Below are 22,062 nucleotides of genomic sequence, written 5' to 3'. Positions count from 1 at the left end.
TAGCCTGTTTATTTATGAATTCGTCGTATAACACAACTACCTTCCAACAACTCTCCACGCTCACCGAGCGGCTGGTGAACACTTTGCTGGTCGACCAGATTTACCTTTATACGTTTGAGCAGGCCGGGGTTAGACAGCAGGAAGTGGTCGTGTTACTGCCGCACACTACCAGGCAGTTCATCATGGAAGCCGCGCCGTTGGTCAATATGGCGATGAGTGGCTATGCGCCTTTCAGACCGCGGATTTACTATGTCCATGAGGTGCGGCTGGGCATCAAGCAGGGCGGCATCGCGCTGCTATGCCGGTGCCAGCCTGACAATCTGCTTTACCTTAATCCGCAAAGCGCGTGCGTAGGAGCCAGCAGGAAGTTTTCTTTCGAAAAGGTATTCCAGAAGGCAACCGAAAACCTCCGACTGGAGCAGCGGAAAGTAGCAGCATTCAGTGAAGGGGTGCAGTTTTACCTAAGCAGGAAAAACCTCCAGCTTTGTGCCTTCATGCTGCACCAATTGTTCGAATTGTGCTTCCGAATGGGCGAAATCGTCATTTTCGGCAGGGAAAAAACCTCACATTCGCTACGGAACCACTTACAGCTATTGCTTCCATATGTTCCGGAAATAAAAGTTATATTGGACAAAAACAACGAAAGGGACATGTGGCTCATCGAGGTGTTGGACCGGGCGTATCTATCCGTGAGGTATGACAACAACTACCACATTACCGAACGGGATTCGGATTGTCTATTGGAAAAGTCAGCGGATTTAATGAAGCTGATGATTGAAGTGTGTAGAAGAACGCTTGATAATCTGGTGAAGAATCAAAATTGGGGGGAATGAATGAACAACAAAAAATCCCGCGTTAGAAAATTCACGGGACTTTTGTTTTTAAGTGACGCGACCGGTGTCTCAATACCCTACGCCGGTACGCCTTGGCTGGCGGATGACAGGCCATTGCTGCGGCTGTCCGTCCCTGCCCAAGGGCATTACCCGCTTTTCGCGGTTGACCAATTCGGGCTCTTCACTGGCCTTGTAGGCCAACGTGGCAATAAGGATGACATTGTCCCGGATATCGTCAAAGATCAGCTTATCATACGTATCCAGGTTGGTATGCCAGGTTATGGTCCCGTAGCCCCAAGAGAGCGAACTCATCATGAACGCCGGTATGCCCGCAGCGACGAAAGAGGCATGGTCGGACCCACCGCCACCGGGCGAACCGGGATAATCGGTCTGGATGTCGCGGGTAATATCCCTTGGGGCGGCAGCCATCCACCTGCCCATGAAATCATACGCATGCAGGAAACCGGAGCCGTTGAGGTTGGCTACCCGTCCAGTGCCGTTATCTTGGTTAAATACGGCCTGTGTCTTCTCCACGATTTCCGGATGGTCCAACACAAACGCCCGGGAGCCGTTCAGTCCCTGCTCTTCGCTGCCCCAATGGCCAATGAGAATGGTCCGTTTGGGGTTGGGATACAGTTTCTTGAGGATACGTGCGACCTCCATCATCGTAATGGTACCGGTACCGTTGTCGGTCGCGCCGGAGCCCCCTTCCCACGAGTCGAAGTGCGCAGAAAGGATAACGTATTCATCGGGTTTCTCGGTACCCTTGATTTCGGCGATGGTGTTGAAGGTGGGTACGGTGCCCAGGTCCTTGGAATCGGTTTCCACCTTGATGCGTGGTTTGTGGCCGTTTTCGGCGAGGCGGTAGAGTATGCCGTAATCTTCCAGCGAAATATCTAACGATGGCACCTTGGTGGTGCGTGCACCGAAAATCTTGTTCGAGCCGAATTCGCGCGACCAGTAGCACTCCAGGATACCTGCTGCACCAGCTTCTTCCAAAATCCGCGGCAGCGAACGGGATGAAACACCCATCGCTGCGATATTCGCGTTCCAGGCCTTCGTCAACGAATCGCGTTCGGCTTTCATTTTCTCAATGGATTCCGGCCGTCCGAACTCCTCCCAATTGTGATCGGGCCGTCCCGTGGGCTGCGGCATCGAAATCATGACGTATTTCCCTTTTACATTGGGCAGCCAAGCTTGGAAAGCCAGGGAGTCCTGTACGGCGGGGAGTACGATCACTTCGCCTTCCACAGCCTTACCCCCAGTAGTAGGGCTCCAGGCCAATTGGGTGCCTGCTAATGTCTTGACTCGGGGGTACACCATGTCAATGTGGGAAATGCCCCGGTCCCAGCCCCGCCACTCGCCAAATTCCTCATAACGTGCTTCGATACCCCATTCCTTGTATTTGGCCACTGCCCAATCGTGGGCGTTTTTCATTTGCGGCGTGCCCACCAAACGTGGCCCCACTACATCCAATAGCTCATGGGCAAGTTGCTTCAACTGGGAGTTTTCGCTGGCTTCCTGCACGATTTGTTCGACGATGGGTTCAAGTTTCTGTTCCTGTTGCATCCAACTGGGTTGGGCAGCGGCCGGGGCCAACCCGAGGCTGAATGCCAGGCCAAGTGATGCCAACATCCACATGAGGCGTGGCAATTGCGGCTTGTTCATGTGCTTCATATCAGTGCGTATTGATTAATGAAAATATGAGCTGTACTGTTAGTGCAAGCGATTCTAAGGAATATCTTTGAGAAAAACGACTATGTGGCATAAATTTTACGTTTGGGGCAATATCATACAGCCCTGTAGCAAGATGGTATAATAATCTATTGGATCGCGATATGTATTTTTGCTTCGATGGCACGACAACTATACAGCAGGCTATTGGGTATTTTCTCGCTAGCTGTCGTATGCGCATGCCATCGTAACGAAAAGCCATTCATGAAATTCGAAGAAACCCAACTCACGACGGCGCCAAAGGGCCACACCGTCCACCATACCCAAGTGTTTTCCAAAGACGGCCGATGGGTCGTTTATGATACACGGAATGACGACACGCAGATTGGCCGTACAGGAAGTATCGAACTAGTGAATGTGCATACCGGCGAGGTACGTGTCGTGTACCGGACAGCGAATCAAACGCTTCACGGCCCCGGGGTAGGAGCAGCTACCTTTTCGCCGGTGCAGGACCGCGTGCTGTTCATTCATGGTATCCGCAACGCGGATGCATCTCGACCTTATAGCATGACGCGCCGCACTGGCGTAGCCATAAATATCGACCATCCCGGCGAACCGATTTTCATGGATGCGCGTGATGTGGTGCCGCCGTTTACCAAGGGGGCGTTGCGTGGTGGTACCCATTCCCACTCATGGAGCAGGGATGGCCAGTGGATCAGCTTCACCTACAACGACTATGTAATGGAGCAGTTGGCCAAAAGCGATACGACCGTCCAAGACCTGCGCACCGTGGGCATTATGGTGCCGGGCAAGGTGGAAGTGGCGCAGGATGGTCAGTTGGAGAATAATGATGGCGAGTATTTTTCCGTTATCATAACCGATGTCACTGAACATCCCAGGCCGGGAAGCGATGAGATCGATAAGGCATTCGACGAGTGTTGGATTGGTGAAAAGGGTTATCAGAAGCCGGATGGATCATGGCAAGACAAAGCCATCGCTTTTCAGGGGAACGTGCGGAATGAAAGGGAGGAGACCGTTACCGAGGTTTTTGTGGTCGATCTACCCGCAGACCCTACAGTGGCGGGAGATGGCCAGCCGTTGGAAGGGACGGCGGTGTCACGACCGGGCGTACCGCTTGGCGCAACACAACGGCGGATTACCTACACCGCCAACGGGGTGAAGGGGCCAAGGCATTGGCTGCGTACGACGCCCGATGGAAGCCTGGTTTGTTTTTTGGCCGAAGATGAACGGGGCATCATCCAGCTTTTTGGGGTGTCGCCCAATGGCGGAGCTATTCGGCAATTAACGGACCATGATTTCCCGATACAGGGGCCGTTCAATATCGACCCGACGGGGCAATGGATAGCCTACCCGGCGGATAATAGTGTGTTCATTGCTGTGCTAGCCACGGGAGATACGTACCGCATAACCGACCGGTTTGGTGATGACAATAGGCCAGTGGGTGCTCCGAATTGGTCGCCCGACGGCAAAGCCATTGCTTACAACAGGTACGTGGGTGAAGGGGAAAATCGGTTTCTCCAGGTGTTTTTGCTGGTAAGGGTCGAGTAAAACTTGACAATCAGGATAGGGCCTATCTTGATTTCCTGCTTATTTTTTTGCAGCTTTGGCTCATGCGGAAAAAGTTTATATATGGCAGTGTATTGCTGATTGCCTTGGTTGCTGTAATTGCTATTTGGTGGCCGCCGGTACTGTGGAGCCTCATTGTTTTTGTACCCCTAATTGCGATGGGGGTGGCTGATATTATCCAGACTAAACAGGCAATCCGACGTAACTTTCCACTTTTCGGGCGGCTACGATACTTGTTTGAGAGCATACGCCCCGAAATACAGCAGTATTTTGTTGAGAGTGACACCACGGGCCGTCCCTTCAGTCGGATATTTAGAAGTGTGATATACCAACGCTCCAAGAAAGTATTGGATACCACGCCGTTTGGTACCCAGCTGAATGTCTATGATAATAATTATGAATGGTTAAGTCACAGTATTACCGCTGTCGACTATTTCAAGATCAACGAGCTTCCCCGCGTTACCGTTGGTGGCCCCCATTGCAAACAGCCTTATTCCAGTAGCGTTTTTAACATTTCGGCCATGAGCTATGGTTCATTGAGTAAAAATGCGGTCATGGCGTTGAACGAGGGTGCAAAAATTGGAGGTTTCTCACATAATACGGGCGAGGGGGGACTTACCGAATACCACTTGGAAGGTGGTGGTGATGTGGTGTGGCAGATCGGTACCGGCTATTTCGGCTGCCGTCATCCCAACGGTAATTTCAATCCTGACGCTTTTGCCGAAAAGGCCCAGCATCCCAGTGTGAAGATGATTGAAATCAAATTGTCGCAGGGAGCCAAACCGGGCCATGGCGGTATTCTGCCTGCTGTTAAGGTAACCCCCGAGGTAGCTCGTATCCGCTTGGTTGAGGTAGGAAAGGAAGTCGACTCGCCACCTTTCCATCGTGCGTTTTCCACGCCGGTGGGGTTACTGGAATTTGTGAAGCAGTTGCGTAAACTGTCGGGAGGCAAGCCTATCGGCTTCAAATTGTGCATTGGCCACCGGAGCGAGTTCGTAGCCATCTGCAAGGCGATGGTGGAAACGGGATTGCATCCCGATTTTATTACGGTAGATGGGGGTGAAGGTGGAACCGGAGCGGCGCCCTTGGAATTTTCCAACTCGGTGGGAATGCCGCTGCGGGATGCATTGGCCTTTGTTTACGATTGCCTAACCGGGTTCGGGCTCAAACGGCATATCAAAATCATTGCTGCGGGTAAGATCACCACAGGATTTGACCTCGTAAAGAACTTTGCACTTGGTGCGGATATCTGCAATAGTGCCCGTGGGATGATGATGGCACTTGGGTGCATCCAAGCGTTGCAATGCCATGCGAACACATGCCCTACAGGGGTAGCTACCCAAAACCCTGCCTTGGTGAAAGGGCTGGACGTTACCGACAAGCGCGTGCGGGTGGCCAACTACCACCATGAGACGGTGAAAGCAGCCTGCGAACTGATGGGAGCGGCTGGCATCAAGCACCCCGACGACATCCATCGCGTATACATCCACCGGCGGGTATCTCCTAACAAAGTGGAAACTTATCTGGATTCATTTCCCTATATCCCCACAGGGAGCCTGATGGAGGCCCCTTATCCGAAATCGTTCGAATTGCTGATGAAAATCAGTCGTGCCGACTCCTTCCAGCCCGATTTTTCGGGTGTTGATTTCGTGGAATACGCATGGGCCAAAAAGCCGATGACGGGCTAGGCGTGGGTTAGTATCCCACGCCCGAGCGCCGTGGCTGGCGGATAACCGGCCACTGGCTGGGCTGGCCGTCCCTACCCGGCGGCATTACCCTTTTTTCCCGGTTCACCAACCCGGGCTCTTCACTGGCCTTATAAGCTAGTGTGGCAATCAGAATCACGTTTGATTTCAAATCATCGAAGATGAGTTTATCGTAGGTGTCGAGGTTGGTATGCCAGGTGATGGTGCCATAGCCCCAGGAAAGCGAACTCATCATGAACGCAGGGATTCCGGCGGCGATGAAAGACGCGTGGTCAGACCCACCGCCGCTTGGCGAACCGGGGTAATCGGTATTGATGTCGCGTGTGATTTCGTGCGGTGCAGCTGCCAACCACCTGCCCATGAAGTCATAAGCATGCAGGAAACCGGATCCATTGAGATTGGCGACCCGGCCCGTCCCGTTATCTTGGTTGAAGACCGCCTGCGTATTTTGCACGATTTCGGGGTGGTCTAGTACGAATGCCCGAGATCCGTTGAGCCCCTGTTCTTCACTGCCCCAGTGGCCGATAAGGATTGTGCGTTTGGGGTTGGGATAAACCTTTTTGAGGATGCGTGCTACCTCCATCATCGTGATAGTACCCGTGCCGTTGTCCGTGGCGCCGGAGCCGCCTTCCCACGAATCGAAATGGGCGGAGAGGATAACATATTCATCCGGTTTCTCCGTGCCTTTTATTTCGGCGATGGTGTTGAATGTCGGCACCGTGCCCAGGTGTTTGGAGTCGGTTTCTACTTTGATGCGGGGCTTGTGTCCGTTTTCTGCCAGCCGGTAGAGTACGCCGTAATCTTCCAGAGAGATATCGAGCGAAGGAATGGTGGTGGTGCGGGCACCGAAAATTTTATTGGAGCCGAACTCCCGCGACCAATAGCATTCGAGGATACCTGCCGCGCCTGCTTCTTCCAGTATGCGGGGGATGGAGCGCGCCGATACACCGGTAGCGGCGATTTTCTCCTGCCACTTGTCGTTCAGCGAATCGCGCTCCCTTTTCATTTTTTCAATAGACTCCGGTTTCCCGTATTCTTCCCAGTTGTGGTCGGGCCTGCCGGTTGGTTGCAGCATGGAGATCATCACATATTTGCCTTTCACATTGGGGAGCCACGCTTGGAATGCTAATGAATCTTTCACATCAGGGAGGGTGATGACTTCGCCTTCGACCGCTTTTCCACCTGTGGTGGGGCTCCAAGCCAACTGCGTGCCCGCTAGTGTCTTAACCCTTGGATATACCATATCGATGTGCGAGATGCCGCGATCCCAGCCGCGCCATTCGCCAAATTCCTCATAGCGGGCTTCAATACCCCAATCGGCATATTTGGCCACAGCCCAATCGTGCGCATTTTTCATTTGCGGCGTACCTACCAACCGTGGTCCAACTACATCAAGCAATTCGTGGGCAAGCTGCTTCAACTGTGAGTTTTGGTTGGCCTCTTTGACGATTTGCTCCACTACGGGTTCCAGCTTCTGCTCTGGCATCACCCAACGTGGTTGCGCGGAAGCGGCAAACGAGATCCCCAAACCGAAAACCAGTGCGAGGGATTTTGTGTGTATCATATACTCTATTTTTTTATTGGTTACTATTAATGAGCAGTTAAAAGTCACGAAAAAAAATGAGAATGCGGACTGTGTGGCATAAATTTTACCAAAAGTGTGGTGTTCTAGTTATACAATTCTTTGTAATCCTCCATGGAAGTGCCCCGTGAAAAATAGCGAATATTATAGGTTAGGCTGACCATGAAATAACGTTGCAGTACATTAGACTCGCTGTCTTGTATATAGGTTTCCGTAACGTTCCGGTAGATATTGTTGTTCTGCTCAAATAGGTCGTAGACATTGACACTAACTTCAGCCCGCTCATTTTTCAATAGCTTTTTCCCAATTGCCATGTTTACCAAGAATGTACTGTTATCATATCCTTCGGATAGGCCGCTATTGAGCCTGTGGTTGAGGTCGAGCCGATATACCAGTCCTTCCCATACAATCCAATTATAGTTAAAACGGGTGCTTTGTGTAAAGTAGTTATTGTTAAGTGTGGGCCGAAGCGAATTTTGGACATTATTGAATGACGAGCGTGTCCAGATATTGAAATCGATCCGATCACTGATGTTGCTGCTTAGTGAAATGCCACCGCTATAGCGGGTAGAATTAACCGCGTTGATTTCGTTATTGATCATGCCGGGACTATGGCTGTGCCGTATACTTCCGTGGATATTGAAATTGGATGGTAGGAAGCGTATGGGTAAGCCATAGTGGAAATAAGAGAAAATCTCCCAGTAACCATCGAGGTTTACCGGCCGGGTGAGCTGGGCACCCCTTTCTAGAACCATGCCGTTGGCTAATTCGATTGGTTGGTCGGTGATGGTGGTGTTGCTGACCACTTGGTTTGACGTGGTGGATGAGTGGACCATGGCGAAGAAACTCCGTTCGGTATCGGCGTTGTAGCTACGATAGCGTAAGCGGAACCTGTTGCTATAGGATTGGTCGAGGTCGGGGTTGCCGGTACGGAGGTGCAATGGGTTTGAATTATCGATCACATCTTGCAGGTCGCCAATGGAAGGTGCATTGGTACGCGCATCATAGTCGAATTCCAAATTTTTTGATGCTGAAAATTTATAGTCGACCCTCAAACTGGGCAAAACACTTCGGAACGTCCGGTGTAGGGAGAAAGGGCTTGGGAACTCTTGGTCGTTTTTCAGTTGTGCATGTTGAAATTCTGCTTCTGCCTGAACGCGGAGCTTATTTCGGGTGTACTGATAGCCGATTTCGGCTTCTTGCGAAAGGTAATCACTGTTGAAAGTGTTGCTGAGTGCCGTGTCGATGTGCATGTGGTTGCCGGTATCATCCATATCGTACGTCAATTGGTCCGAGTCGTCGCGGCGGTTACCCACTTCGTATTCGAGTTCTACCATTCCGTGTTGCCCAACCGGCTCGGTATACGATGCGCTGGCCTCCCAAGAAAAACCCGTACGTGCCCTTACGACATTTTGTCTGATTATTTCTGCGCGCTCAAGGGGGTCATAATATATATTCTCGGCATATCTGTCGGCATCGTCATCATTTTTGTGGTTGCCTGTTTCTAGGCCCAATCGTAGACTCCGTCCGGGCTTTGAGAAACGGCGGCTATAATAAAGCCGGCTGTTGAAATCGATATCCGAGTAGTCGGCATACCGGCGGTTTTGGGTTTGGTTGATCGGGTCGGAGTCGGCGAAGGTCTGTCCTGATAAGAAGCTGTTTTCGTTATCCAGTTGGGCTGAAAAGTTGGGCCGGAACAAGATGCGGTTGTTACTGTCTATATTATACTCCAACCGCATATTGAAAAAATGTGCTGTGTTTTTACGGGTGTTTTCACTCGATTCGGTATAATGCTGATCATCATTGTCAGGGAGTACATATTGGCGGAACAAGGACGACTCACCGAAATTTTTGCGGTGGTTGAAAAGGTAACTGGCGTTGAGCTCAATTTTTTCACCCCAGTCATCCGTATAGTTGAGTCCGATTCGATTGGTATTGATAATTCCGTTTTGGGGGCGTGTGGCACCCTGGTTGTTCGGATCCGCTGAGTAGTCGACGGCATTGATGTTGTTGGTCAATCCGGTAATCGTAAGTCGCTGCTGCTCGTTGAACGCATTGGCACTGGCACCAACAATATACCGGTCACGGTCACCATATCCGGCTGATGTTTTGCCGAAAAGCCCCTTGCGGCTATTGGGCTTCGTGATGATGTTGATGGTTTTCAACCGCTCTCCGTCGTCAAATCCACTTAATTCCGCTTTATCGCTCAGTTTGTCAAATACCTGTACATTTTGGATGATTTCGGCAGGCAAGTTTTGCAGTGCGGCTTTTACATCGGTGCCGAAGAACGGCTTACCATCTACCAGTATTTGTGCAACGCTTTCTCCCTGGGCTTGTAGGGTGCCATCTTCAGCGCTCATACCGGGCATTTTTTCAATGAGGTCTTGAGCGGACGCATCTTTCATGGTCTGGAAAGCACCGGCATTGAATTGGGTGGTGTCGCCAAGTTGCTTTCCTACCGGTGGACGGGCACTGATGGTGATTTCATCGAGAAGCCGGGTGTCTTCATGTAAATAAAGTATTCCAACGTCTGTGTTTTTGGTCATTTTAATCGGCTCATCGGTCGGTTCGTAACCGAGATATTGTATCCGGAGTACATATTCGCCGGGATTTACCTTTTCCAAATCAAACGAACCGTCCGAATGCGTTATCATTTCCCGTTCAATGATAGATTCCGTGTTAAGGAGCAAGACGGTTACATTGGGAAACGGGGTGTCGTCTGCGGCATTGTGAACGGTGCCTTTAAGGGTGTATTGTTGGGCGAAGACGGGTTGGAAGCATAGTAATAGCAGTACGATGTGTAGTAAGTGTTTCATTGAAGAGTGAGTGTTTTAGTATCTGGTTTATGCGCACAAATATCAGACCGTCTAGCGATTTCGGCGCCCATGTCACGGGTTCGTTATGTAAGCGCGATGTAAAACGGCAGTGCATCGGACCGGTGTCATCAACTTGTCAGCGTTTGTTACGCATGCAATACGTGGCGCGCCGGTCGCTACGGATAACAAAAAACACTTGTACATTTCCGCTATAGAGTTGCCTATCAATGGCGGCTGAGTAGATTGATAAACTCCTTTTATATGCAACGCAATTAAATTGCATATAAAAGGGAATTTATCTAAGTTTGTCATATGGAAGAGCCAGCAGTTTTGGAGCGTTTTGATGTCGATCGTATTAGGCAAGATTTTCCGATCCTTACGCGTACGGTAAACAATAGGCCGTTGGTATACTTGGACAATGGGGCTACTACGCAAAAGCCGAGGCAAGTCATCGATGCCATTGTTGAATATTACACACAATACAATAGTAACGTACACCGCGGGGTGCACCATCTTAGCCAATTGGCTACCGATGCGTTTGAAGTGACGCGGCGCAAACTTAAGCCGTTTATCAATTCGGCACATGAGCACGAGGTCATCCTTACCAAAGGTACAACGGAAAGTATCAATTTGGTGGCATCATGTTACGGCAAGGCCTTTGTGCATGCGGGCGACGAGATTATCATCTCGGCAATGGAACACCATTCCAATATCGTGCCGTGGCAGCTGTGCTGTGAAGAACGGGGTGCAACGTTGAAAGTAATCCCCATCAATGAGGCAGGCGAGTTGGATATGGAGGCTTACCGTTCGATGTTGAACGAACGGACAAAGATGGTAGCCATTACGTATGTATCGAATGCATTGGGGACGGTAAACCCGGTGAAAGATATCATCGGTTTGGCCCATGCGGTTGGTGCGCCGGTACTGCTGGATGCCGCGCAGGCAATCCAGCACCTGTCAATAGACGTACAGGCATTGGATGTGGATTTCTTGGTGTTTTCCGGACATAAAATGTATGGCCCCACGGGGATAGGGGTGCTGTATGGAAAGGAAAAATGGCTCGATGCCATGCCGCCTTACCAAGGAGGGGGTGAAATGATTAAGGAGGTGACATTTGAAAAGACAACTTACAATGAACTTCCTTTCAAATATGAAGCCGGCACGCCCAATATCGAAGCTGGTATTTGCCTAGCATACGCAATCGATTACATCAATTCGGTAGGGTTGGACCAGATAGCGAGACATGAGCACGATTTGTTGGAATATGCAACCGGACACCTACTGGAAGTGCCACACATCAGGCTAATCGGTACAGCGCGGGAAAAGTCGAGTGTGCTGTCGTTCCTATTAGATGGTGCACACCCTTACGATGTTGGAGTGATTTTGGATAAACTCGGGATCGCGGTGCGGACTGGCCACCACTGCACACAGCCATTGATGGATCACTATGGTATTCCCGGTACGGTGAGGGCGTCGATTGCTATGTATAATACGAAAGCGGATATCGATGCATTGGTAACCGGTGTTGAACGAGCAGCAGCGATGTTGTTATAAGTTTTTTAGTCGTAAGTCGATCGCCTTACGTCTCAAATCTGTTGTCTCAAATCTCATAAAAGTGTCTATAAACGAAATACAAAACGAATTAATCGAAGATTTCTCTTTTTTTGAAGACTGGATGGCCAAATACGAGTATATCATTCAGTTAGGTAAAGATTTGCCGCTCATCGATGAGCAATATAAGCGAGATGAGTACCTTATCAAAGGGTGCCAATCAAAAGTGTGGTTGCATGCCGAACATCGGGACGGGAAAGTTATATTCACAGCAGACAGCGACGCTATCATAACCAAGGGGTTGGTTGCGTTGATGGTTAGCGTACTGTCCAATCATGCTCCGCAAGAGATTGTAGAAAGTGAGCTTTATTTTATTGACCAAATCGGTCTGCAGGAGCATTTGTCGCCTACCCGTGCCAATGGACTACTATCTATGGTGAAGCAAATGAAATTGTATGCAGCGGCGTTAAACGCCCACGTGTGATAAAAGAGTCAGGAGGAACAAGAACTACTCAAACCACTTCAATACCTCGTCTTTAGTAGGCATCGGTATTTCGAGCTTCATTTTCTTACGTAAGCCACCCAAATCATTGAATACTTTGTTAGGGTTTGCCGATTTGAGAGCCTCAATGGTAGTTAAGCCCATTTTTTGGAGTACCGGTACCCATTCATCGGGTATCCCTTGGGCGTGATAGTCGGCATTGCTCGCCTGTTTCACGACTTTCTCGGGGCGCATTTGGGGGAAAAACAAGACATCCTGGATGCTGTTCTGGTTGGTTATCAACATCGCAAGTCGATCGATGCCGATACCAATGCCAGCGGTGGGAGGCATGCCATATTCCAAAGCCCGGAGAAAATCGTAATCGATAAACATGGCCTCATCATCGCCACGTTCCATTAGCTTGAGCTGTTCTTCAAACCGCGCCCGTTGATCGATAGGATCGTTCAGTTCGGTGTAGGCGTTAGCGAGTTCTTTGCCGTTAATCATTAGTTCGAAACGCTCTACCAACCCCGGTTTGTCGCGGTGCTTCTTGGTGAGGGGGCTCATTTCTATGGGATAGTCAATAATGAAGGTCGGCTGTATGTAGTGATGTTCGCATTTCTCGCCGAATATCTCGTCGATGAGCTTCCCTTTACCCATGCTTGCATCGGTTTGTATACCCAATTTGTGGCATACGTCGCGGAGACCCTCCTCATCCATCCCATCCACGTCGAATCCAGTATGTTCTTTGATTGCATCGTAAATGGTGACTCGTGGGTAAGGTGCGGCGAACGATATTTCTTTATCGCCCACTTGCAGGTTAGTGGTGCCATTGGTGGCCAGGGCTACCTGTTCAAAAAGCTGTTCGGTGATTTCCATCATCCATAGGTAATCCTTGTAAGCGACATAAAATTCCAATACGGTAAACTCGGGGTTATGGGTACGGTCCATCCCTTCGTTGCGGAAATTTCGACTGAATTCATATACCCATTCATAACCGCCCACAATGAGCCGCTTGAGGTAAAGCTCATTGGCGATGCGTAGGTACAGTGGGATGTCCAAAGCATTGTGGTGTGTAACAAAAGGTCTGGCTGCCGCACCGCCCGGTATGCTTTGCAGCACTGGTGTGTCTACTTCGAGTGCCCCGCGTTCATTGAGGAACTCACGGATAGCGGTCTTAATTTTTGAGATTTTGACGAATGTTTCGCGCACGTGCGGGTTTACGACCAGATCTACGTACCGCTGCCGGTAACGAAACTCCGGATCGGTAACTGCATCGAACGTCTTTCCATCGGCAGATTTCACCACGGGCAGGGGCTTCAATGATTTTGCCAATAGTGTTAATTCTTTAACGTGGATGGAAATCTCGCCCGTATTGGTAGTAAATACGAATCCGGAAATACCGATGTAATCACCGATATCCAATAGCTTTTTGAATACGGTGTTGTATAGTGTTTTATCCTCACCGGGACAAAGGTCATCGCGCTTAATGTAGGCTTGGATCCGTCCCGAAGCATCCTGCAGCTCGATGAATGACGCATTGCCCATTATGCGGCGTCCCATCATCCTCCCCGCTATGCTGACATTTTTGTAATTGAGTTTATCACGTTCGTAATTCGCTAAAATGTCTTTGGCAGAGGCATTGATTTCGAAAGCTTCGGCCGGATAAGGGTTTATTCCCAATGCTTCCAGCTTAGCGAGTTCGTCTCGGCGCTGTATTTCCTGTTCAGATAGTGCGTTGCTCATCGAATATAAATTATTGCGGCAAACTTAGATAATTTGTTTTTATGTGCAAAATAGCGAAGCTGCACATAAAAACAAATTATCGGTCTCTTCGCTGCAATTGAGAACAAACGATCAGCGAAAACTTAGATAATTTATTGATTTTTTTTACTGCTTTTTCGGCATCAATGAAATCGCTCCGCTAAGTTATGGATGTTTTAATAATTTTCAGAGGCATCAATGAGATCGCTGCGCGAGGCATCAATGAGATCGCTGCGCTAAGTATGTTTTTATGTGCAAAAGGGTAGTCGCAAGTCTTCATTGTAATATTTTGGAAGTACGGTGTAGCGTTTGCTGGTTGTACTGCGTTTTTTCGAATAGATAACGTCATAAAAAAAGTTATATGGTTAATTTTTCGTGAAACAGGGCTACATATCGATGTGATTGAGCGTATATTTCGAGCGGTTGTCGCTGAGCGACCGTGGGAAATAGCGTAATTATTGCGGACATGAAGTGAGATTTATCTAAGTTTGCAATGTGAATTCAAAGAGCTGATTAATAGGAGTGTAGCCGTATAGTGAGTTTCAACATCCGATACTTGAAAAGGAAAATGGCGTTGTCGCTGGAAGACGCGGTGCGGTGCTGTGCCCAAAAAGGAGATGAACGAAGCAAGGAATTTATATATAAAAGCTGTTATGGATATGTGCGTGCCATAACGATGCGCTACGTAAAGAACGAATTTGATGCCGAAGAGCTGACAAATGAGAGTTTCTTGCGGGCATTTGGCAAAATGACCACATTTAACAACAATGACACGGGCGAGCGTTTTGAAAAATCATTCCGGGCGTGGTTGGCCCGGATAGCGGTAAACCTATCCATTGATTTTTTGCGAGCTCAAAAACAATTCATGTCGTTAGACAACGTGAAAGAGGATGAGTTTGATAAACAACGTGTCGATGTGTCGTCGAACTTGGATGTAGCGGATATCATGAAGCTCCTTCTCCAATTACCGGAGATACAGCGGACGATATTTAATTTATATGAGGTTGAAGGTTATTCACACGAGGAGGTGTCGAAAATGCTCGGGATACCAGAGAGCACTTCCCGGACCTACCTTACCCGTGCGAAGAAAAAATTGAGGAAATTGTATTTGGCATCGACTGATATCGCAGCGCGGTATTAATAATATGCAGTATGAGTGAGCGAGAAGAGCATAGCGAATTGATCCAACACATGGTAGAACGACTCCGTGAGCACGCTCAGCCGTATAAGGAGGGTGCATGGGAACATTTTGCAGCCACTTACGGGAAGCGTAGGCGGCGATTATGGCCTTATTGGAGTGCAGCCGCGACGTTGCTCGCCGCCATCGGAGTATACTGGTTTATATACGATGCGATCGATATTACGCCACCATCGTCTCAAACGGTATACCATGAAGTGGAAATCGGGACCGGGAAACCCACAGTTAGTGAGGCTGAGGCAGACGAATTACCTGGTGCCGAATCAGTAATAGATTCGGAAACCAGGCTGAATACAGTAAGCAAATATCCGGTGTATGGGACGGAGGTCAGTGAAGAAGTATCGCATCATGCACAAGGCCTATTGGATGAGCCGCGGGCATTAGCCACTATCATGGTGGATACGTTGGTAACAGCGGTTGCCGAAACTGAGGAAGAGACGGTGGCGCAGCAGGAACCTACTGTTGTGCCGACCATAGTACCCGACAGGACCAGTACAATTACCGATCGATATGCCGTGAACCCTCCGAAAACGGAGGGCGGCATTGACAAATGGGACTTGGGGCTGGTTGTTTCGCCATCGCTGACCAGTGAGGCTGTAAATCTCGGTGGCGGACTGGCGGTTGCCTATCGGGTATCAGATAAATTTTCCATCCGCTCGGGTATATCGGTGGCGCAGCTGGGGGTGGGGGAGAATTCGAACCATCGACCTCAATATAATAAGGGAATCATGAACAGCCCTTTGCCAGACGGTTATTTCAACTGGACATCGGAAGCCGCTGTTAACTATAAAAGGGAAGTTTCGGTAACGAGTAGCGTCGTTACCTTGGATATACCGTTGGACCTGCGGTATGAGGTGATAAATGGTTTTTATACGTCTGTGGGGTTGTCTTATGTCGCTATCCTCGACGAACAGCGCACAAGCCATGTCATCGATCGGATTAATAAGAATACATTCGCCGGCGGAGAGTCGTCGGGCACCGACCGGCTCACTTCCACCGAGTTTGTCTATTCATCTGAAAAAGTTGCCGACAAACCATTGCAAGGGAATGGATATGCGGGGTTCATGAATTTCTCTGTCGGTAAAGAACTGCCGATATCCAAAAATTTCTCATTATCGATAGAACCGTATTTTAAACTTCCGATCGGCCGGCTTTCGAAAGAGGAAATGAACTTTACCAATGGCGGTATACGTATCGTGACCGGATTTTGATGTCTCTTAGCTGTTGGGAATGTAAGAGCTTCCGTTTTGTTTAATTCATTGATTCCCCTATCTTTGAACTATTCGTTCTTGGTTACCCGGGTTTTGAGCGATTACTCAACCAAGCCGGATACCTTATGGTCTGTCTTTGTATCGGTTTGACAGGAGAGGTGTTCTAACATGCGGGCTAATGTGTTTGTTAACTGTTGGACTCGTGCTTTTCGACCGATATAAAAGGCTGGTATTACAAACGTAAAAATGGCGAAACGCACTGGTTTGTTTTTTATCCTCGGAGTGCTGTTGTTAACTATTCAAGAGATTCCGGCTGCAGTATCGCAGGATACTGTGGCCACGAATCGCGTGGATACGGCCATTATCAATAGCCTATATAAAGGCGCATTTCTTTCTGTTGACGAAAACCTGAAAAAGTCGGATGACCTGATTAACAAGGCATGGAAAATGTCTATCGATATCGGTTACGACCGGGGTATTGCGGATGGGTACTATTATACCGGTATCATATATATGCAAAAGGGAGGGATGGATGTTGCCGGCCGGTATTTTGAAAAGGCGGCTTCCTTATATGCCCAGGGGCAGTTTTTGGAGAACTTGCCTGATTGCTATCTGCGGTTGGGGCAGATATATTTGCAGGATGGGAGGTACTACACGGGGCTTCAGAGTTTTCTTGACGGCCTGCGCGTAGCGACGGACGATGGGCAGGATGTAAGCCGTATTGAATTGAGCCTCCAGCTTGCCAGTTACCATAATACGGTATCTAAGGATTATGGAGAAGCTATAACCATTCTCAACGATACAGAAGAGCTTGCGGATAAGGTAGGTTATGCGGCGGCATTAGGGCCGATTTATTTGCAGTATAGCATTAGTTATCTGGAGCGGCATGAGTACGACGAGGCCCTGCATTATGTAGCGTTGGCAAGGGGAAAATTCGGCGAGGGTGATGCCAACGAACAATTGCTCTGTGTATTACTTGTTGAAGGGGAGATATACGCCGGTCAGCGCGATGAAGGGCGCTTAGCCAGCCTATTGGATGAGGCCGCCGCGCTGGTGGATACCTTAGGTAATGAGCGGTTGGAAACCAATTACCGCTTTCTCTATGCTACCGAACTGTATTTCCTGGAGGATTATGATTCGGCGTTGGAGGTATGCGAATCGTTGTATACGTCGCTGGGCCCGGTAGATCCCAAGATGGAGCGTAACAAAATACAGGCACTTCACGTTAAAATTCTATATGCATTGGGAGAAGGGGAGCGTGCAGATAGTCTGTTTGAAGCTTATGAATACGCAAAAGATAGCCTTTATGCTGCCCATTATATTGGGCAAGGCAGGGAGATGAGTGAAAACTATAAGTTGGATAAGTTTGAGCGTCAAATCAAAGAACAGGAATTATTGTTGTCCAATACGCGATACCAACGATATGGGTTGATTGCCGGCATTGCTGTATTACTTGCAATATTGGCCATCCTTTATTTTCACTTCCGGGAGAAAGATAAATTGGCCCACCGGGTGGCAATAAAAAACAGCGAGATATCCGTCCAGAACGAGATATTGAAGCAGGCCAATAAGCAGAATGAGCTGCTCCTGCGGGAGATACACCATCGCGTGAAGAACAACCTGCAGATTATCAATAGCCTGCTCAGCCTACAGTCTAGGAAGACTACCAATCCCGATGTCATTGCGATGATGCAGGAAAGTAGCAGTCGTATTCATTCCATTGCCCTTATTCACAACAAGTTGTATGAACAGCAAAGTATCAACCGATTGAATATACAAGATTATATAGAGCAATTGGGAGCACATTTGTTAAGCATATACAATGTCGGGAACAAAGATGTGCGATTTGAAGTGAATGCCCATGACGTATTGCTGGATATCGATACGGCGATACCGGTTGGTTTGATACTTACTGAACTGATAACCAATTCGTTGAAGTATGCGTTTGTGGGTCGGGAAAGGGGGCGGATATTCATTGACGTGCAATGCGATGGGGAACGTGAATATGAACTGATTTTCAAAGACGATGGTGTCGGTATCCCGGAAGCAAAGCGACAACGGACGAGCGAGACGTTGGGATTCCGCCTGATTCATTCGTTGACGAGTCAGCTGGCGGGTATTATCCAGTATACATTCGACGAGTTTTCCATGTACCGCATTCGCTTCAAAGGGCAGAGTTAAACCCTTGCGATAAAATTCATGTTGGTTTTATTTCAGATTAACTTAAGATTCTTATTTTTAGGGAATTTTATGTGTAACCATCAATTTATTTCATTTTCATGAAGCGTAGAGACTTTTTCAAGAATACTGCCTTTGCCACTGCCGGTGCTGCTGTATTGTCACCTTTTCATTCGATAGCGAAACAGTTCCATCCGGGTGTTGGTGTTGGCTCACCAAGTGCAGCAGATGCCAAAAATATTATTTTTATGGTTAGTGATGGCATGAGTGTGGGGACGTTGAGTATGGCAAATATGCTCAGCGAGCGCCGTGACGGGAAGTTGAGCACCTGGATGTCGCTCTATCAGGAGGGCCTGGTCAGCAGGGGGTTGATGGATACGGCATCGGCGAATAGTTTGGTGACCGACTCATCTGCGGCAAGTTCTTCTTGGGGAGGCGGTGTGCGGGTAAACAATGGTTCGTTGAACGTAGCTCCCGATGGGAGTAGGCCGGTTCCTATTCTCCAGAAATTCAAAAGTGCAGGGAAAGCGGTTGGCTGTGTCACGACGGTTCCGATAACGCATGCTACCCCAGCAGGGTTTTGTGTAAACAGCGAGAGCCGCTCTGATCAGCCCGGTATCGCCGAACAATACCTTAACCTACGTTTTGATGTAATGATGGGTGCTGGAGCGGAGTTTTTCAGTGCAGACAAACGGAAAGATAAAAAAGATCTTTTCAAAGAGTTTGCTGCTAGTGGTTACCAAGTGGCCCAAACCCGGGATGAAATGCTGGCTGCCGATACGTCGGGTGCAACGGCGCCGCTTTTGGGCGTGTTTCATCAGGACGGTCTGCCTTATGCGTTGGATAGGGAACACGATGCCGATTTGAAAAAGAGGACGCCATCACTGGCCGAAATGGTGGGGACAGCCATCCGCCGGCTAGCAAAAAGCCGGAAGGGATTCGTTTTGCAGGTTGAGGGAGGGAAAGTAGATTGGGCAGCACATGCTAATGATGTGGGCGGGTTGATCTATGACCAGCTGGCATTTGACGAGGCCCTGGCCGTGGCGATTGCTTTTGCGGAAGCAGATGGCAATACATTGGTTATCGTAACGACGGATCATGGGAATGCGAATCCTGGTTTATTTGGTGCGACAGAAAATTTTGAACGCGTCATCGATTTTAAACATACCAATGATTGGGTATTGCAGGGGATTGACAGGGACTTTACAGCCAACCAGGTACGTGAACGAATTGAGCACGCGCAGGGTTATGCCATCACTGCAAATGAAGCCATCCGGCTATTGGCCCATTATGTTACTGACAGGAATGAAGACGGCTTGTACAACCCGTATAAGTTACCGTTTGCCGAATTGGCGGATATCCAACGGAGGTATACATCGGTGGGGTGGGGTAGCACCGGCCATTCGGGCGACCACGTAGAGGTTGCTGCATACGGCCCGGGACGCGAGTTGCTTAAGCCGTTTGTAAGGAATACAGACCTGCATTACCTGATGCTCGAAGCGGCAGCGGTGCCTCGATAAGATTGTTATACAATCTTATCGATACGTACCCAATCCATACCTGCTGCAATGGCACCTTGGACGCCGGGGGTACCGTCTTCGAAAACCAGGCAGTCTTGTGGCGCTACATCCAACTGCTTGGCAGCGCTTAAGAACGGGTCTGCATAAGGTTTGCCGCGGGCGGTATCATCGGCACAAACGAGCACTTCGATGTCGTCGATCAGGCCAATTACTGTCAATGTACGCGTCACTGTTTTGCGGCTACCGCCCGAAACCACGCCGATGCGGACTTTGCCGATGTGGTTTTTCAAGTGGTGGACAACGAACTCCACAGGCAAAGTATGGGCAATGAAATCATCGAAAAAGATGGTTGATTTCAATGATGCGAAGTCGTTGGGAGGCACATTCGTTTGGTACCTTTTGTTTATTTCCTGGGCTATCAATGGCGTGGGCCAACCGGCTAGCTCATCGATGATAGCGGTATCGAGCTTGATGCCAAACTGTGCTGCTGCTTTTTGATAAGCAGCTTTATGTGCATGCATATTATCGGCCAATGTACCGTCGCAGTCGTATAAGAATGCTTTGTAATTTTTTTTACGGCTTATTTCAGTGAGCTTGTCAAGTTTTTCGTGTATCAGGGTGTCTGTTGTCATCTCGTGGTTTTCCGTCGTTTTTTCTCCTTGGCAATGAGTGAAAGCTCACGCCCTGTCTGTCCGGCTACGGAGGTGTTTTCCTGTGCCCGCCGGAAAAGGTAGGGCATTACGGCTTTTACTGGACCGTAGGGCATGTATTTAGCCACTTGGTATCCGGCGGCCGCCAGATTGAAGCTCAGGTTATCGCTCATGCCCAACAGCTGGGCGAAGTGAATGTGGGGATGGTCATGGGGCAGTTGTCGGTCGTTCATTTCGTCAGCCAACATTTTGCTGTTCGCCTCATTGTGCGTGCCTGCCATAAGTCCAATCCGGTCGATATGGTCTAGGCAAAACCGTATGGCAAGGTCATAGTCGCGATCCGTTGCTTCCTTGTTGGGTTGGATGGGGGAGGGGTAGCCCTTTTCCTGGGCGCGCTCCCGTTCCAGTTCCATATAAGCACCCCGCACCAACTTGGCCCCAAGGAAAAATCCGTCTGTTTCCGCTAGGTAGAAATCGGCCTTTAATGAGGCTAGCTTGTCGTGTCGGTAGAGTTGGTAGGTGTTGTACACAATAGGGGCTTCTCGGTTGAACTGCTGCATCATCTCGCGGGTAAGGTCATCAATGACATCCTGTATCCAAGAATGTTCGGCATCGATCAGCACCTTCACCCCACTGTCATGACAGGCTTGGCAGATACGTTCAAATCGTTGCCGGACCCGCCCGTATTCCAGCTTTTCGTTGGTGCTGAGTGGCACATTAGCATTGATTTTTTCAAATAGGTCGAAGCGGCCCAGTCCAGTAGGTTTGAATACGGAAAACGATATATTCGGGTTGGTCTTCGCGTAGGCGACGGTGCGCAAAATCTCGTTACAGGTCCCGTCGAACGCTTCTTCCGTATCTTCTCCTTCGACCGAATAATCGAGGATGGTTCCTACCCGCTGGTCCGCTAACCGTTCAATGGCGGGGAAGCACCCCTTAATGGTTTCACCCCCACAAAAATGGTTGAAAATAGTAGCGCGTATAAGCCCTTTAATCGGCAAACCCACGTTAAATGCGAAATCGGTAATTGGCCGGCCAACCCGGGTGAGGAAATTACTGGACAGGATTTTGAACAGCCAATAGGCTTTATTCAAATCGCCATTGCTCTTGCCGCGGAATGCAATTTCCGTATTTTCGAAAGAGAGTTCGCCCAATTGTTGCGTTTGTTGAGACATGCTGTGTGTGCAAATTACGGTGCGAAATTAACGATAGTTGTTGTGGTTTACAAACTTGTTTGGCAGCGAAATGAAGCGCGGTATCTTCATTTTATTTGCACATCAAATAATAATTTTTGTGTACCTTTGCCCATTC

Annotated in this window: 15 protein-coding genes; 9 read left to right on the top strand and 6 right to left on the bottom strand. The window is 49.1% G+C overall.

Annotation, left to right across the window (positions count from 1 at the left end; genetic code table 11):
• Positions 1–14: 14 nt before the first annotated feature.
• Positions 15–833: a HEPN domain-containing protein gene (locus tag NGM62_RS14970; protein WP_262249064.1), complete on the top strand. Its 819-nt coding sequence runs from the start codon at positions 15–17 to the stop codon at positions 831–833.
• A gap of 69 nt (positions 834–902) precedes the next feature.
• Here the strand turns inward: NGM62_RS14970 and NGM62_RS14965 are convergent, their stop codons facing one another.
• On the bottom strand, positions 903–2,510 hold the full coding sequence (locus NGM62_RS14965; protein WP_262249063.1) for a M20/M25/M40 family metallo-hydrolase: 1,608 nt from the start codon (positions 2,508–2,510) through the stop codon (positions 903–905).
• 177 nt (positions 2,511–2,687) lie between these two features.
• On the opposite strand from NGM62_RS14965, the gene NGM62_RS14960 reads away from it, so the two are divergent.
• Both NGM62_RS14960 and NGM62_RS14955 read left to right on the top strand, forming a co-directional pair.
• Positions 2,688–4,076 (top strand): DUF3748 domain-containing protein, encoded by a 1,389-nt coding sequence (locus tag NGM62_RS14960; protein WP_262249062.1) that lies wholly within the window; start codon positions 2,688–2,690, stop codon positions 4,074–4,076.
• A 62-nt stretch (positions 4,077–4,138) separates the two neighbouring features.
• Positions 4,139–5,782, top strand: a complete 1,644-nt coding sequence (locus NGM62_RS14955) for an FMN-binding glutamate synthase family protein (RefSeq protein WP_262249061.1) — start codon at positions 4,139–4,141, stop codon at positions 5,780–5,782.
• A gap of 7 nt (positions 5,783–5,789) precedes the next feature.
• Here NGM62_RS14955 and NGM62_RS14950 read toward each other — a convergent pair whose 3' ends face one another.
• Both NGM62_RS14950 and NGM62_RS14945 read right to left on the bottom strand, forming a co-directional pair.
• Positions 5,790–7,364 carry a M20/M25/M40 family metallo-hydrolase gene (locus NGM62_RS14950; protein WP_262249060.1) on the bottom strand — a complete coding sequence of 525 codons (1,575 nt, stop codon included), beginning with the start codon at positions 7,362–7,364 and terminating at the stop codon, positions 5,790–5,792.
• Positions 7,365–7,468: 104 nt separating this feature from the next.
• The gene (locus NGM62_RS14945) at positions 7,469–10,198 is read right to left on the bottom strand and encodes an outer membrane beta-barrel protein (RefSeq protein ID WP_262249059.1); all 2,730 of its coding nucleotides are present in this window, start codon (positions 10,196–10,198) and stop codon (positions 7,469–7,471) included.
• Positions 10,199–10,510: 312 nt separating this feature from the next.
• On the opposite strand from NGM62_RS14945, the gene NGM62_RS14940 reads away from it, so the two are divergent.
• Positions 10,511–11,752, top strand: a complete 1,242-nt coding sequence (locus NGM62_RS14940; RefSeq protein WP_262249058.1) for a cysteine desulfurase — start codon at positions 10,511–10,513, stop codon at positions 11,750–11,752.
• 61 nt (positions 11,753–11,813) lie between these two features.
• The gene (locus NGM62_RS14935) at positions 11,814–12,233 is read left to right on the top strand and encodes a SufE family protein (protein ID WP_262249057.1); all 420 of its coding nucleotides are present in this window, start codon (positions 11,814–11,816) and stop codon (positions 12,231–12,233) included.
• Positions 12,234–12,257: 24 nt separating this feature from the next.
• Here the strand turns inward: NGM62_RS14935 and lysS are convergent, their stop codons facing one another.
• On the bottom strand, positions 12,258–13,976 hold the full coding sequence (gene lysS, locus NGM62_RS14930; protein ID WP_262249056.1) for a lysine--tRNA ligase: 1,719 nt from the start codon (positions 13,974–13,976) through the stop codon (positions 12,258–12,260).
• Positions 13,977–14,550: 574 nt separating this feature from the next.
• Between lysS and NGM62_RS14925 the strand changes: the two genes are divergently transcribed.
• The 4 genes from NGM62_RS14925 to NGM62_RS14910 all read left to right on the top strand — a co-directional run bounded on the left by NGM62_RS14925 (position 14,551) and on the right by NGM62_RS14910 (position 20,101).
• Positions 14,551–15,135, top strand: a complete 585-nt coding sequence (locus tag NGM62_RS14925) for an RNA polymerase sigma factor (protein WP_262249055.1) — start codon at positions 14,551–14,553, stop codon at positions 15,133–15,135.
• 11 nt (positions 15,136–15,146) lie between these two features.
• Positions 15,147–16,403: a hypothetical protein gene (locus NGM62_RS14920; RefSeq protein WP_262249054.1), complete on the top strand. Its 1,257-nt coding sequence runs from the start codon at positions 15,147–15,149 to the stop codon at positions 16,401–16,403.
• Positions 16,404–16,649: 246 nt separating this feature from the next.
• Positions 16,650–18,584: a sensor histidine kinase gene (locus tag NGM62_RS14915; RefSeq protein WP_262249053.1), complete on the top strand. Its 1,935-nt coding sequence runs from the start codon at positions 16,650–16,652 to the stop codon at positions 18,582–18,584.
• Positions 18,585–18,682: 98 nt separating this feature from the next.
• Positions 18,683–20,101, top strand: coding sequence for an alkaline phosphatase (locus NGM62_RS14910; protein WP_262249052.1), 1,419 nt, complete (start codon positions 18,683–18,685; stop codon positions 20,099–20,101).
• Between the two features lie 5 nt (positions 20,102–20,106).
• On the opposite strand, the gene NGM62_RS14905 is transcribed toward NGM62_RS14910, so the two are convergent.
• Both NGM62_RS14905 and NGM62_RS14900 read right to left on the bottom strand, forming a co-directional pair.
• On the bottom strand, positions 20,107–20,733 hold the full coding sequence (locus tag NGM62_RS14905; protein ID WP_262249051.1) for an HAD family hydrolase: 627 nt from the start codon (positions 20,731–20,733) through the stop codon (positions 20,107–20,109).
• Positions 20,730–21,926, bottom strand: a complete 1,197-nt coding sequence (locus tag NGM62_RS14900; RefSeq protein ID WP_262249050.1) for a proline dehydrogenase family protein — start codon at positions 21,924–21,926, stop codon at positions 20,730–20,732. The genes NGM62_RS14905 and NGM62_RS14900 overlap by 4 nt, the downstream gene beginning before the upstream one ends.
• Positions 21,927–22,062 lie beyond the last annotated feature (136 nt).

The organism is Parapedobacter soli (assembly GCF_025460835.1).
Lineage (GTDB): Bacteria > Bacteroidota > Bacteroidia > Sphingobacteriales > Sphingobacteriaceae > Parapedobacter > Parapedobacter soli.
The sequence above is the reverse complement of the archived record's forward strand: the minus strand, read 5'-3'. Positions and strand labels throughout refer to the sequence as shown.